The following is a 14,079-nucleotide window of genomic DNA, read 5'->3' as shown; positions in this document are numbered from 1 at the left end:
TCCGGTGGCGGTGACGGTCGTGACGAACCTACCTGCGGGCCCGGACAACGGGAAGGTGTGAGCTCGCCCCCGCCTCGCCTCGGCCCGGCCGTGGATGCCGACGGATACATTCGGGCGCGTGGCCACCGGGGGATGCAGCAGAGGTCGCCGCGCCGTCGCGCTGATGGGTGCCGGCGCGGTGCTCGTCGCGCTCCTCGGCGCATGCGGACCAACGGGAAACGCGAAGACGGCTGTCACCGGGCCCGGATTGGCCTCCGCCTCGTCGACGACGCCCGGCAGCCGTGCGACCGGGGCGGGACGGGGCTCCGGCGCGACTCCGACGTCGCCCTCGTCCGCAGCGACGTCGCCGTCCTCTCTCGGAGCGCTCGTTCCGGTGCTGAGCGTGATCGACGGCGACACCATCGCTGTGCGCGAGGGTGGCGTACGCCGCAAGATCCGACTGATCGGCGTCGACACCCCCGAGACCCGCAAACCGAACACGCCGGTGCAGTGCTTCGGCAAGGAGGCGAGCAGCAAGATGCAGAGCCTCGTGCAGAGCCGCAGCGTGCGGCTGCGGGCCGACCCGTCGCAGGGCGACACCGACAAGTACGGCCGGTCGCTGCGCTACGTCTTCACCGCGGACGGCCGCAACGTCGCTCAGCTGCTCATCGCGGGCGGCTTCGGCCGTGAGTACACCTACGACACGGCGTACCGGTTCCAGTCTCAGTTCCGGGCCGCGGAGAGCGCCGCGCGCGGCGCCCGCGCCGGGCTGTGGGGCGCCTGCCCGTCGTTCGGTTCGGCCGTCGCCGGCTCACAGCCGAGCACCGCCCCTGCTCCGGCGGCCCCGAGCGACCCCGCCGCGGCACCGGCCGGCTGCCGGATCAAGGGCAACATCAACTCCCGGGGCGAGAAGATCTACCACCTGCCCGGTAGCGCGACGTACGACAAGACCGTCATCACGCCGAGCACGGGCGAGCGCTACTTCTGCTCGGAGGCGGCTGCCGTCGCCGCCGGGTGGCGCGCCGCCCGGGACTGATCACCGCCGGTGGCGCCCGCCGCTCCCCGGCGTGCGGGGATGCCGGCACGCATGGCAGGGCGCCGGCTCAGGTCTCGATGCGCTCTCCGGACGCCCGGTCGAACAGGTGAATGCGTTCGGCCTTGATGGTGAAGTGCAGTTTCGTGCCCTTGTCGGGTACGTCGCGTCCTCCCAACCTAGCCACCATCTGCCCCTCCTGAGCGCCCGTCGTGCGTCCGTAGATATAGGCGTCGGCGCCCAGTTCCTCGACGACCTCGACCTGCACCTCCAACCCTTCCCGCTGGGTGTTGAGGACGAGGTCCTCGGGTCGCACCCCGACCGTGACCGATCCGCCGGCCCGTGCCAGGGCCTCACGTGGGACAGGCACGACCGCGTTGCCGAGCTTGACCCCGCCGTCGGTGACGGGCAGGTCCAGCAGGTTCATGGCGGGCGAGCCGATGAAGCCGGCGACGAAGACGTTGTCGGGGTGGTCGTAGAGCGTGCGGGGTGTGTCGCACTGCTGCAGGACACCGTCCTTGAGGACCGCGACCCGGTCCCCCATCGTCATCGCCTCCACCTGGTCATGCGTGACGTAAACCGTCGTGACCCCCAGCCGCCGCTGCAGGAACGCGATCTGGGTCCTGGTCTGGACGCGCAGCTTCGCATCGAGGTTGGACAACGGCTCGTCCATGAGGAAGACCTGCGGCTGACGCACGATGGCCCGGCCCATCGCCACCCGCTGACGCTGACCGCCGGACAACGACTTGGGCTTGCGGTCCAGATAGGGCATCAGATCCAGCAGCCCGGCCGCTTCCTGGACGCGGGAGCGGATGTCCGGCTTCGAGACTCCGGACATCTTGAGCGAGAAGCCCATGTTCTCCGCCACGGTCATGTGCGGATACAGCGCGTAGTTCTGGAAGACCATCGCGATGTCCCGCTCCTTCGGCGTCAGATCGGTGACGTCCCGGTCCCCGATCAGGATGCGCCCGTCGTCGACGTCCTCCAGACCGGCCAGCATGCGCAGCGAGGTGGACTTCCCGCACCCCGACGGCCCCACCAGCACCAGGAACTCACCGTCCTCGATCGCGATGTCGAGGGCGTCCACGGCCGGGGCGTCGGCACCCGGGAAGAGCCGCACGGCCCGGTCGAACGTGACTGTCGCCATGGCGAGTCCTTTCCTTCACCGGCAGTGACCTGCCGGGCGATCGATGGTGGATGGAAGACGGGAGGAGTTGCGCCGCGTACGAGACCGGATCAGCGCCCGGCCAGCGAACCGCCGATGCCCCCGACGCTGAAGTACTTGTTGAGCACGGAGAAGAGCAGGACGGGCGGCACCATCATGATGACCGCGACGGCCATCACCAGGCCCCAGTTGGTGGCGTTCTGCTGGAAGAAGGTCTGCAGGCCGATCTGCAGCGTGTAGTTCTGGTCCGACCGCAGGAAGACGACCGCGATGAGGTAGTCGTTCCAGGCCAGCAGGAAGGAGAAGATCGCCGTCGACAGGAGGCCGGGCAGGGAGTTGCGCAGCACGATGCGGAAGAAGCTGCCGAAGACCGAGCACCCGTCGATCCAGGCGGCCTCCTCCAGTGAGATGGGGATCGAGTCGAAGTACGCGGCCATCATCCAGACGGCGACCGACATGGTCGAGCCGACGTAGATGATCGTGATGCCCGTCAGGCTGTCGACGAGCCCGACCTTGGCGAAGAGGATGAACAGCGGGATCACCGACGTCACCACGGGGAGCGACTGCGCGACGAACAGGATCAGCGCGTACCCGGACACGAGCCGGTTGCGTCCTCTGGACAGGACGTACCCCGCGGGAGCGGCGACGCTCACGGCGACCACCACCGTGACCAGGGTGACGAGAAGGCTGTTCTTGAGCCAGGTCCCGACCGAGGTCTGTTGGAAGACCTTGCTGAAGTTCTCCAGCGTGAGGCCGGTGGCGGTGCTTCCGAGCGATGGCTGGACCGACAGGTAGAGCACGGCCACGATCGGTACGAGCACCACGGCGGTGATGACCAGGATGACCGCGAACCGCCACCATTGGCCACGTTTCTCGGACGAGCTGATGGCGCCGTGCTTGCGCGGCCTGCGCGCGGTGTCGGTGTCGGTGCGCACCGCGGCCGCCTTGCCGAGTCGGATCGGCGAGCTCTCGGCACTCACTCGATGTCCACCTTTCGAATCTGGCGGTAGAGCAGGGTGGCGATGACGACCAGCACGATCGTCATCAGGAAGGCGATGGCCACGCCGGGACCGGTCTGGAAGTTGGCGAAGACGGTCAGATACGCCATCACCACCAACGACTGGGTCGCTCTCACCGGGCCTCCCCGGTGAGCAGGAAGATCGTCGGGAAGTCGTTGACGCAGAAGATGGTCATCAGCACCCAGCTGATGTAGGTCGACCGGGAGATCATCGGGAGCGTGATCTCCCGGAACGTCTGCCACTTGCCGGCACCGTCGATCTTGGCGGCCTCGTACACGTTGACGTCCACCGACGCCAGGGCGGAGGACATCATCATCATCATGAACGGGAAGCTGATCCACACCTTGAACACGCACACGAGGATCTGGGCGAGGAGCGGATCGGCGAGGAAGAGCACGTTGCCGAAGCCGAGCGCTGCGAAGAGCTTCGACATCGGGGACTGCGGCGTCGCGACCAGCCAGTTCCACGACGTGGCCGAGACCACCACGGGGACCACCCACGGCAGCAGCAGCAGCACCTTGAAGATGCTCCTGCCAGGGATCCGCGTCCGCAGCAGCAGCGCGAGTGCGAGCCCGATCGCCCAGCTGCCGAAGACCCCGACGAGGGTGAACACCACGGTGAACCGCGCCGCGTGCCAGAAGTTCGGGTCATGAAGGACGCCCGTGTAGTTGCGTAACCCGATGAACGTGCCGGAGTCGATGAGACTGCCGTTGCGCAACGACTGCAGTGCGGCGTAGATGACGGGGTAGAGGTTCAGCAGGAGGAGCAACGCGACCGAGGGCAGCGCGAAGATCGCGAAGACCCGTGCGAACCGGTTGCGCCGCCTGTGGTGCACCGATCGAGGCGGGCGCCCACGCCCACCGACGCCCACGCCCTTGCGCGCCCGCACCAGAGCTCCGGTCGACGACGATGCCATGCACTTCTCCTGTGAGCCGGGGGTGTGATGGTGGCGCGAACGGCGGGTGGCGCCTGCTGCTGGCCGTGCCACCCGCCGCGCGGCCTCTAGGTCATCAGCGGTTCGATGGCGTTCTGCAGGGTGGTGAGTGCCGCCTTCGCGGAGACCTTGCCGCCGAGGATGCTCTGCGCGAAGTTGTTCATGGGCGCTGTTCCGTCGACGGTGTTGGCGACGTTGTAGAACAGGGCCGTCCCGCCGGGAGCGGCCCACGTCTTGAAGATGGGCTGCCAGTCGTCGACGATCTTGACGTTGTTGGGGTCGGCCTTGAACTGCTCGGTGGCGGTGATGGACTTCAGGGGCGGGAGACCGATACCGGTGTTCTGCGTCCACAGCGACTTCATGCTCTGGTAGTAGTACGTCAGGAACGCCTCCGAGCCCTTCTGACTCGGCGTGTTCGTGTACATCATGATGTTGTTCGGGAAGTACAGGCCGCCCTTCTTGCCGCTCGTACTCGCGAGGGGCACACCGACGACCATGTCCTTGGCGACCGAGCCGCCGACCGAGACCGCGGCACCGGCCGTGTCCCAGCCCATCCCGAACTTCTTGGCCGTCCACTGCGAGTAGACGTTCGCCGTGCTGTAGGTGGCAGCGGCGGGGTCGGAGTATCCCTTCTTCACCAGTCCGAGGATGAACTCCACCGCCTCGACGTTCGCGTCACTGGCGCAGTCGGGCTCCTGCTTGGCGTTGAACAGGCCACCGCCGTTGTTGATCATGAACGCCGTCAGGATGTGCGCCATGATGTTGTTGCCGGTGCCGGCTCCGAGGCCGAACCCGTAGACGCCGATGCTCTTCAGCTTCGCGCAGACGTTCTCGTACTCCGCCCAGGTCGTGGGCGGTTCGACACCGGCCTTGGCGAGCAGCGACTTGTTGTACCAGGACACGCGCACGTCGAGGTTGTAGGGCACACCGGCGTAGCCCTTGTCGGTCTTCATGGTGTCGACCAGACCGGGGAAGAAGTCGTCGTAGATCCCGTTCTTCTTCCAGGAGTCCAGGAGGTTGTCGGCGTACGCGATCTGCCCCTGGTGCGCGAACTGGAACGCCTGGGTGCCGCCGCCCGAGCTGACGGCCGGGCCTGTCCTGGAGGCGATGGCGGAGGCGAACGTCTGGGTGAAGTTCGCCCACTGGATCTCCTGGTAGGTCGCCGCCGGCAACCCACCGGTCGGCTTGTAGGCCGTGGTGATCTTCTTGTCCAACGGGTTGAAGGCCGTACCGCCCCACGGCATGTTCCAGAACTTCAGGGCCTTGCCATTGCCGCCGCCCCCACCACTCTTCGTGCCTCCGCTGGAGGAGCACGCAGCGAGCGCAGCAGCGACGGCCGCGCCGCCGGTCATGCCGAGGACGCCGCGACGACTGAACGACGCCCCCGCAAGGTGAGAATCCATCTCGATCTCCTGTTCTCTTCGCAGTGCCCCGGTCAGCGACAATATGCGACTTCGCGGGCACGAGTACCCGCCGATCGGAGAAACATTTCGCTCTGGGGTGCGAAGAGTATCCAAGCCCTGCCGTGCGGCTGTCAACAGTTTCTGTGAGGCAGATCACGCAAAACGCCTTCGCGGATGCCGAGATGAGGGTCCAAGCGACGACGGCGACCCTTGATCTCGCGAAAAGCATCGGATGTCAGTACCATTCCCGCCATGACCACGCGAAACGTTTCGCCTCGACGGGCGACACTTGCAGAGATCGCCATGGACGCATCGGTCTCCATGTCGACGGTCTCGAAGGTGCTCAACGGTCGTCCGGGTGTCTCGGAGCCGGTGCGCATCCGTGTCGAGAACCTCCTCGCGGCGGCCAGCTATCAGCGGCGCACCGACGAGAAGTCCCACTCCGGCTTCATCGAGCTGGTCTTCGCAGGCCCGTTCAACATCCAGGCCGGATGGACCACGGCATTGCTGGCAGGGGTCGACCGTGTCGCTCGGGAGAACGGGATCAGCGTCCTGCTCACCGTCAGCGGCGAGCACCACGGACCAGCGCCGGAGTGGATCGTCGGCGCGACCACACGGAATCCTGCGGGGGTCATCCTGGTCTCCTCCGAGCTGTCGGACGACTCCAAACGACGGCTGCGCACCCGGAACATCCCGTTCGTCATCATCGACCCGGCCGGAGATCCGGCCCTCGACGTCGCGTCCGTCGGCTCGGCCAACTGGTCCGGCGCGCTGATGGCCACCCAGCACCTGATCGAGCTCGGACACCGCAGGATCGGTCTGATCACCGGGTCGGACGACATCATGAGCTCGCACGCGCGCACCTCCGGCTACCGCACCGCACTGGCGAGGGCCGGGATCGAGATCGACCCGGGGCTGATCATCGCCGGTCGGTACGAGTACGAGGACGGAGTCCACGGCGGCGCCCGGCTGCTGGCCGCCGCCGACCGCCCCAGCGCGATCTTCACCGCGAACGACCAGCAGGCGTTCGGTGTCTACGAAGCCGCCCGGTCCCTCGGGATCAGCGTTCCGAACGACCTGTCCATCGTGGGGTTCGACGACATCGAAGCCGCCCGGTGGATGACGCCGCAACTGACGACGGTGCGCCAACCACTGACCGAGATGGCCGAGCAGGCGACCCGATTCCTTCTGCAGCTGCGCAATGACGGCGATCCGTCGACGATGCGCCTGGAGATGGCGACCAGCCTGGTCGTCCGAGGAAGTACCGCCCCTCCGAGCAGGCAGCTGACGGCGACATGACCGCCGCGACGGATCCGACCCGCAGCGCGCTGATCGTCCGCGGCGGATGGGACGGCCACCAGCCGGTGCAGACGACCGACTCGATGATCCCGTTCCTGCAGGACAACGGTTTCAGCGTCCGGGTCGAGGAGTCGCCGGCCGTCTACACCGACGCCGACTACATGGGCACGGTGGATCTGATCCTGCAGACCAACACGATGAACTCCATCGCCGACGACGAATTGGCGGGCCTGCAGGCCGCGGTCCTGGGCGGCGCGGGACTGGGCGGTTGGCACGGCGGCATCGTCGACTCCTACCGCGACAGCGCCGACTACCTGCACATGATGGGCGGCCAGTTCGCCCACCATGCCGCCAAGCACCCCGCGCTGCGCACCGGCGAGCAGTCCGACAACTACCTCCCGTTCACCGTGCAGATCACACCGGCGGGTCGGGCCCACCCCATCACCCGGGGCGTCGCGGACTTCGATCTGGAGACGGAGCTGTACTGGGTGCTCACGGACGAGCACAACGAGGTGCTCGCCACCGTCACCCAGCCGGCCCGTCCGTGGGACGCGTGGCACCGGCCGGTCACGTTCCCTGCCATCTGGACGAGGCAGTGGGGCAAGGGCAGGGTGTTCGTCTCGACCCCCGGCCACACCCTGTCGATCCTGGATCACCCCGACGTACGCGCCATCGTGCAGCGCGGTCTGCTGTGGGCCGCGCGATGAACGTGGGTGTGATCGGCGTCGGCGTCATCAGTGCGCAGTACTTCGCCCAGTTCCCCTCACTGCCGGGTCTGACCCTGGTCGCCGTCGCCGACATCGACGAGGCTCGCGCGGCCGAGGTGGCCGCTGCGCAGGGTGTGCGGGCGCTCGGTGTGGACGCGTTGCTCGCCGCCCCGGACATCGATGTCGTCCTGAATCTCACGATTCCCGCCGTGCACGTCGACGTGAGCATGCGGGCGCTGCGGGCCGGCAAGCACGTCTTCACGGAGAAGCCCCTCGGCCTGACCCCGCAGGAAGCGGCTCCGATGCTGCAGCTGGCCCGTTCGTCGGGTCTGCGGGTCGGAAGCGCCCCGGACACCGTCCTCGGCACAGGCGTCCAGACGGCGCGCGCGCTGCTCGACGGCGGCGCGGTCGGCGACCCCGTCGCTGCGTCCGTCCAGTGGGCCTCGCCCGGCCACGAGCTCTGGCACCCGCACCCGCAGTTCTACTACCAGCCCGGCGGCGGCCCGCTCTTCGACATGGCGCCGTACTACCTGAGCACTCTCGTCACCCTCTTCGGCCCGGTCCTGCGGGTCAGCGGTGTCACGCGCAGGTCGAGCCGTGAGCGCACGGTGGCGACCGGCCCCGAGGCGACCGCCGCCGTCCCGGTGCAGGTCGACACCCATGTGAGCGCGATCCTGGAGCACCGCGACGGCGTCACGTCGACCGTCACCGTCAGCTTCGAGGTCTGGGCCTCCCGCACTCCCCTGTTCGAGGTGTACGGCACCAGCGGCACCATCGCCGTCCCGGACCCGAACTGGTTCGCAGAGCCCGTCGAGGTCTGGACGACCGCGACCGGGGACTGGGCTGGGGTCGAGGTGTCGGCGGGCTACCCCGACGCGGGGCGCGGGGTGGGACTCGCGGACATGGCACGTGCCATCGAGACCGACCGCCCGCACCGCGCATCCGGCGACCTGGCGTTCCACGTGCTGGAGATCATGGACGCCGTCCTGCTGTCGGCCGGGCGACATCAGGTCGTGCACCTGGTCAGCACCGTCGAACGACCGGAGCCGGTGCCGAAGGGATCGTCACCGGCCACCTGGTAGACACCGGCCCACCACCTCGTCGCGCCCAGCTTCCACACACGGGCTGGACACGGACACCTCCTACGAATCGTCGAACGAAAGGGTGAATGCAGCGATGAGCACGAGCACAGACAGAGCGGCCGACCGAGGTGACGGGCTGAGGTTCCCGGACGGTTTCGTCATCGGTTCGGCCACGGCGTCGTACCAGATCGAGGGCGCCGTCGAGGCGGACGGACGTGGCACGAGCATCTGGGACACCTTCAGCCACACGCCCGGCAAGACCCTCGACGGCGACACCGGCGACGTGGCCGACGACCACTACCACCGGGTCGAGGCCGACCTGGACCTGATGCAGTCGCTCAACCTGCACGCCTACCGGTTCTCCATCGCCTGGCCGCGCATCCAGCCGACCGGTCGCGGCCCGGCCAACCAGGCGGGCCTCGACTTCTACTCCCGGCTGATCGACGGACTCATCGCGCGCGGCATCACCCCCGTCGCCACGCTCTACCACTGGGATCTGCCCCAGGCGCTGCAGGACGAGGGCGGCTGGACCAACCGCGAGACGGCGCTGGCGTTCGCCGAATACGCCCGCATCGTGGGTCAGGCCCTGGGTGACCGGGTCGCGATCTGGACGACCCTGAACGAGCCGTGGTGCGCGGCGTTCCTCGGGCACGCGTCCGGTGTGCACGCACCCGGCCTCACCGATCCGTCGGCGGCGCTGCAGGCAGCGCACCACCTGAATCTCGCGCACGGGCTGGCCATCGAGCAGTTGCGCGCCGTGGTGACCAACGACCCGCAGTTCTCGGTCACGTTGAACCTGCACATGCTGCGTGGATCGGGGCCGACCGGGGACGAGGCCGTACGACGTCTGGACGCGGTCGGCAACCGCGTCTTCACCGGACCGCTCCTGCACGGCGCGTACCCCGCCGACCTGCTGCGCGACACCGCGTCCATCACCGACTGGTCCTTCGTGCAGGAGGGTGACGCCGAGATCATCCACCAGAAGATCGACGCCCTCGGCGTCAACTACTACTCGACGTCGTTGGTGCGAGTGTGGGACGGGCGCGGCGAGCGCCAGAGGGCGGACGGTCACGTCGCCGGTGACGCGTCACCGTGGCCGGGTGACGACGACATCGAGTTCCTCCCGCAGCCGGGTCCTCACACCTCGATGGGGTGGAACATCGATCCGAGCGGGCTCGAGGACCTGCTGCTCGCCGTGCACGCGGAGTTCCCGGGACTTCCGCTGCTCGTGACCGAGAACGGCGCCGCGTTCGAGGACACGGTGACGACCGAGGAGACCGGTCCGGCCGTGCACGACGCGGACCGGGTGGACTATCTGAGGCGGCACCTCACCGCGGTGCACCGCGCCGTCGAGCGGGGCGCGGATCTGCGCGGGTACTTCGTGTGGTCTCTGCTGGACAACTTCGAGTGGGCACTCGGCTACTCCAAGCGGTTCGGCATCGTTCGCGTCGACTACGACACCCTGGAGCGGCTGCCCAAGGACAGCGCGCACTGGTATGCCGAGCTCGCCGCCACCCGCGCGATTCCCGCCGCCTCGCCGGATGCGGAGCCTTCGCTGTCGGTCGGCGACTGACCCACCCGCCCGGGTGCGCCGCCGCAGTGGTGGCGCACCCGGCGGTCCTCAGCCGGCGCGGCAGTGCCGCCGCACCGAGTCGACGTACCGCCAGCTGGCGGCGCGCTGCACCCCTCGACCAAGCGGCCCGGCCAGCCGGGTGAACCACCGCCCCGGCGCCGACACCGCCGAGACGCTCACCCTCGTCTCACCGGAGGCCAGCCGCTCGACGAGGAAGAGCTCCTCCCCGCGTTCGGGATGGCCCGGCAACGTGCCGTAGGCGAAACCGCGCCGGTCGGTCTCCCGCACCACGTAGACCACCCGGGTCGGGATCCGCAGTCCCCGACCTCGCACACCGAGGGTCATCACGACGGTGTCCCCCACCTCGAGCGGACGGTCGGGCGCCTGCACCCGGGCCCCCACGGCACGTTGCATGCCGAGCCCGAGCACGAAGTCGCACGCCCGCTCGAAGACCTCCGGTCCGCCGACGATCCGGGAGGTGCCGCTCGCGTGCATCCCCTCCGGCACCGGCGTGATCCCGCGGGTCAGGCCCACGGGCGCATACGTCAGGGGCTGCTGGTCCAGGTGTGCGGGCACCCGTCGATCGTCGCACGGCCGGCAGGACGCGCCCGACGGCTCACGGCGTGGGTGCCGAGCCCGGCAGGCGGCGGTGAGAGACACTGACCCGGCAGTCACCGACCCACCCGAGGAGACATCCGACGCATGGCGCGCGGCACCAAGACACCACCTCCCGCGGACGACTTCGTGGAGAACATCACCGACATCGACGTCCAGGACGAGATGCAGACGGCGTACCTGGAGTACGCGTACTCGGTCATCTACTCCCGCGCCATCCCGGACGCGCGCGACGGCCTCAAACCGGTGCAGCGGCGCATCCTCTTCTCGATGGACGAGCTGGGCCTGCGCCCGGACCGCTCGCACGTGAAGTCCTCGCGGGTCATCGGCGAGGTGATGGGCAAGTACCACCCGCACGGTGACCAGCCGATCTACGACAGTCTCGTGCGACTCGCCCAGGACTTCACGATGCGCCTGCCGCTGGTCGACGGGCACGGCAACTTCGGGTCGCTGGACCAGGGCCCGGCGGCCGCGCGGTACACCGAGGCCCGCCTGGCCCCGGCGTCCATGACGATGGTCGCGGCGCTGGATGAGGACACCGTCGACTTCGAGCCCAACTACGACGAGCAGTTCCAGCAGCCGACCGTACTGCCCGCGGCGTTCCCCGCCCTCCTGGTCAACGGCGCGAGCGGCATCGCCGTCGGGATGGCGACCAACATGGCGCCGCACAACCTGGTCGAGGTCGTCGACGCGGCACGCCACCTGATCTCCCACCCGGACTGCTCCCTGGACGACCTGATGAAGTTCGTGCCCGGTCCGGACCTGCCGTGCGGCGGGCAGATCGTCGGCCTGGACGGCATCCGGGACGCCTACCTCTCCGGTCGCGGCAGCTTCCGCACCCGGGCCACTGTGCGCATCGAGAACGTCACTCCCCGCCGCAAGGGGATCGTGGTCACCGAGCTGCCCTACCTCGTCGGGCCCGAGAAGGTCATCGACAAGGTCAAGGACCTGGTGCAGGGCAAGCGGCTGCAGGGCATCGCCGATCTGAAGGACCTCTCGGACCGCACGAAGGGTCTGCAGCTGGTCATCGAGATCAAGAACGGCTTCAACCCCGAGGCGGTGCTCGAACAGCTCTACCGGCTCACCCCGATGGAGGAGTCCTTCGGCATCAACAACGTGGCGCTGGTCGACGGCCAGCCGCGCACGCTGGGCCTGAAGGAGCTGCTGAAGGTCTACGTCGACTTCCGCATCGACGTCGTACGCCGCCGCACCCAGTACCGCCTCGACAAGCGGCTCGACCGGCTGCACCTGGTCGAGGGTCTGCTGATCGCGATCCTGGACATCGACGAGGTCATCCAGGTCATCCGCACCTCGGACGACTCCGGCGCCGCGCGGTCCCGGCTGATCGAGGTCTTCGACCTGTCGGAGGCGCAGGCCAACTACATCCTCGACCTGCAGCTGCGCCGACTGACCAGGTTCTCCCGAATCGAGCTGGAGAAGGAGCAGCAGGAGCTCCTCGAGGCGATCGAGGCGTTGCGGGCGATCCTGGCCGACGAGAAGCTGCTGCACCGCACGGTGTCCAACGAGTTGGCCGAGATCTCCAAAACCCATGGCACGCCACGGCGCACGACGCTGTTGGAGTCCTCCGGCACACCTGCGGCGGCCGCGTCGCTGGAGGTCGCCGACGACCCCTGCCACGTGCTGCTGTCCTCCACCGGGCTGCTCGCGCGCACCACGACCGATGACCCGCTGCCCGAGGGGGGCACCCGGCGCAAGCACGACGTGGTGGTGGCCGGGGTGTCGACGACGGCTCGGGGCGAGTTCGGCATGGTGACCTCCACCGGCCGGTTGGTGCGTGTCTCGGCGATCGACCTGCCGACCATGCCTCCGACCAGCGGTGCGCCGGTCCTGTCCGGCGGCGCACCCGTCGGCGCGTACGTCGACCTGACCCCCGGCGAGCAGGTGCTCACCCTGACGTCGCTGCGCGCGGACTCACCCGGGCTGGCGCTCGGCTCGCGTCAGGGTGTGGTCAAGCGGGTCAACACCGACTACCCGAGCAAGGACACCTTCGAGCTGATCACGCTCAAGGAGGGCGACTCCCTTATCGGCGCGGTGGAGCTGCGCACCGGCACCGAGGAGCTCATCTTCGTCACCACCGAGGCGCAGCTGCTGCACTTCAACGCCGATCTCGTGCGCCCGCAGGGGCGTTCGGGTGGCGGAATGGCCGGCATCAAGCTCGGCAGCGGTGACACCGCCGTGTGGTTCGGCGCAGTGGACCCGCAGCTGCCGAACGCCGTCGTGACCGTCGCCGGCAGTGCGGACGCCCTCCCCGGGATGGACAGCGCGACCCCCGGATCGGTCAAGGTCACCGCCTTCGAGGTGTATCCCGGCAAGGGACGTGCCACCGGCGGCGTCCGGGCGCAGCGTTTCGTACGCGGTGAGAACGCGCTCGTGCTGGCCTGGGTCGGTCCGACTCCCCCGCGTGCCGCCGGACCGACCGGTACGCCGGTGGACCTGCCCGAGCCCGACGACCGTCGCGACGGCAGCGGTGCACCTGCGGGCGGTCCAATCGCGGCCGTCGGAGGCACGCCCCGCTGACCGCTCCGCGAGTGTCCGCACTTTCGTGCACACGTCTGCGCGAAAGTGCGGACACTCACTCGCCGGTGACGCCGTCGACCGACTCGCGGATCAGGTCGGCATGCCCGTTGTGCCGGGCGTACTCCTCGATCAGATGCAGGATGACCCAGCGCAGCGAGAAGAGCTCTCCGGTACGACGGCTCGGTCGTGCGCTCAACGTGTCCAGAGCGGTCGGCGAGGCCGCCAGCTCGCGCAGAACGGCGTCGCTGCGCGACCTGGACTCGGCGTATTGAGCCTGCAGTTGCTGCACGCTCTTGCCTGCCGCGGTCGTCATCTCCCAGTCGCTGTCGCCGTCCCAGTCAGCGGACGCCCAGGGCTCGACCGGGTCGGCGCCGAGCAGCACCTCACCGCTCCAGTTGTCCTCCACGAGCGCCAGGTGTGCCATCAGACCGCCCAGCGTGAGTGTGGAGGGCGGGTGGGTCGCCTGCAGCTGGGCCGGCGACAGGCCGTCGACCTTCAGCATCAGGGTGTCGCGGTGGTAGTCGAGGAAGCCGAGGAGCGTCTCGAACTCGCTCGCGGCGTGCGGCGGATCGACTCGCGCATCGTGCGAGTCCGGCGTGGTGGTCATGGCCGAGACCCTAGGTCCGGGCGCGGACATGTCCCCGGGGCTGCGAGTGTCCGCACTTTCGTGCACCCGTCGGCACGGAACTGCGGACACTCGCCGACCGGTCGCATGCCGACCGGGCTGTCGGC

13 protein-coding genes are annotated in these 14,079 nt (G+C 68.7%); 6 read left to right on the top strand and 7 right to left on the bottom strand.

Annotation, left to right across the window (positions count from 1 at the left end; genetic code table 11):
* Positions 1-118: 118 nt before the first annotated feature.
* The gene (locus LVQ62_RS10690) at positions 119-1,015 is read left to right on the top strand and encodes a thermonuclease family protein (RefSeq protein WP_233761515.1); all 897 of its coding nucleotides are present in this window, start codon (positions 119-121) and stop codon (positions 1,013-1,015) included.
* A gap of 67 nt (positions 1,016-1,082) precedes the next feature.
* Here LVQ62_RS10690 and LVQ62_RS10685 read toward each other — a convergent pair whose 3' ends face one another.
* From LVQ62_RS10685 to LVQ62_RS10665, 5 genes are all read right to left on the bottom strand, one after another.
* Positions 1,083-2,159, bottom strand: coding sequence for an ABC transporter ATP-binding protein (locus LVQ62_RS10685; RefSeq protein ID WP_233761513.1), 1,077 nt, complete (start codon positions 2,157-2,159; stop codon positions 1,083-1,085).
* A gap of 89 nt (positions 2,160-2,248) precedes the next feature.
* Positions 2,249-3,157, bottom strand: a complete 909-nt coding sequence (locus LVQ62_RS10680; RefSeq protein ID WP_233761511.1) for a carbohydrate ABC transporter permease — start codon at positions 3,155-3,157, stop codon at positions 2,249-2,251.
* Complete coding sequence (locus tag LVQ62_RS10675; protein WP_233761509.1) at positions 3,154-3,312, bottom strand: hypothetical protein; 159 nt, start codon at positions 3,310-3,312, stop codon at positions 3,154-3,156. The genes LVQ62_RS10680 and LVQ62_RS10675 overlap by 4 nt, the downstream gene beginning before the upstream one ends.
* Positions 3,309-4,112, bottom strand: coding sequence for a carbohydrate ABC transporter permease (locus LVQ62_RS10670; RefSeq protein ID WP_233761507.1), 804 nt, complete (start codon positions 4,110-4,112; stop codon positions 3,309-3,311). The genes LVQ62_RS10675 and LVQ62_RS10670 overlap by 4 nt, the downstream gene beginning before the upstream one ends.
* An 86-nt stretch (positions 4,113-4,198) precedes the next feature.
* Positions 4,199-5,533 (bottom strand): ABC transporter substrate-binding protein, encoded by a 1,335-nt coding sequence (locus tag LVQ62_RS10665; RefSeq protein WP_233761505.1) that lies wholly within the window; start codon positions 5,531-5,533, stop codon positions 4,199-4,201.
* Between the two features lie 252 nt (positions 5,534-5,785).
* Here LVQ62_RS10665 and LVQ62_RS10660 point away from each other — a divergent pair, with 252 nt between their 5' ends.
* From LVQ62_RS10660 to LVQ62_RS10645, 4 genes are all read left to right on the top strand, one after another.
* Entirely contained in the window at positions 5,786-6,832 is a 1,047-nt protein-coding gene (locus tag LVQ62_RS10660; protein ID WP_233761503.1) for a LacI family DNA-binding transcriptional regulator, read from the top strand.
* Positions 6,829-7,539 carry a ThuA domain-containing protein gene (locus tag LVQ62_RS10655; protein ID WP_179481344.1) on the top strand — a complete coding sequence of 237 codons (711 nt, stop codon included), beginning with the start codon at positions 6,829-6,831 and terminating at the stop codon, positions 7,537-7,539. The genes LVQ62_RS10660 and LVQ62_RS10655 overlap by 4 nt, the downstream gene beginning before the upstream one ends.
* Complete coding sequence (locus tag LVQ62_RS10650) at positions 7,536-8,621, top strand: Gfo/Idh/MocA family protein (protein WP_233761501.1); 1,086 nt, start codon at positions 7,536-7,538, stop codon at positions 8,619-8,621. The genes LVQ62_RS10655 and LVQ62_RS10650 overlap by 4 nt, the downstream gene beginning before the upstream one ends.
* A 94-nt stretch (positions 8,622-8,715) precedes the next feature.
* Positions 8,716-10,194 (top strand): GH1 family beta-glucosidase, encoded by a 1,479-nt coding sequence (locus tag LVQ62_RS10645; RefSeq protein WP_233761498.1) that lies wholly within the window; start codon positions 8,716-8,718, stop codon positions 10,192-10,194.
* Positions 10,195-10,242: 48 nt separating this feature from the next.
* Here LVQ62_RS10645 and LVQ62_RS10640 read toward each other — a convergent pair whose 3' ends face one another.
* Entirely contained in the window at positions 10,243-10,770 is a 528-nt protein-coding gene (locus LVQ62_RS10640; RefSeq protein WP_233761496.1) for a DUF1990 family protein, read from the bottom strand.
* A 126-nt stretch (positions 10,771-10,896) separates the two neighbouring features.
* Between LVQ62_RS10640 and LVQ62_RS10635 the strand changes: the two genes are divergently transcribed.
* Positions 10,897-13,347 (top strand): DNA topoisomerase (ATP-hydrolyzing) subunit A, encoded by a 2,451-nt coding sequence (locus tag LVQ62_RS10635; RefSeq protein ID WP_233761494.1) that lies wholly within the window; start codon positions 10,897-10,899, stop codon positions 13,345-13,347.
* A 55-nt stretch (positions 13,348-13,402) separates the two neighbouring features.
* Here LVQ62_RS10635 and LVQ62_RS10630 read toward each other — a convergent pair whose 3' ends face one another.
* Positions 13,403-13,954, bottom strand: coding sequence for a DinB family protein (locus tag LVQ62_RS10630; protein WP_233761492.1), 552 nt, complete (start codon positions 13,952-13,954; stop codon positions 13,403-13,405).
* Positions 13,955-14,079: the final 125 nt, after the last annotated feature.

The organism is Allobranchiibius sp. GilTou73 (assembly GCF_021391335.1).
In the GTDB taxonomy this organism is placed as follows: domain Bacteria; phylum Actinomycetota; class Actinomycetes; order Actinomycetales; family Dermatophilaceae; genus Allobranchiibius; species Allobranchiibius huperziae.
Note: the sequence above shows the minus strand (reverse complement) of the source record. Positions and strands in the feature narration are given on the sequence as shown.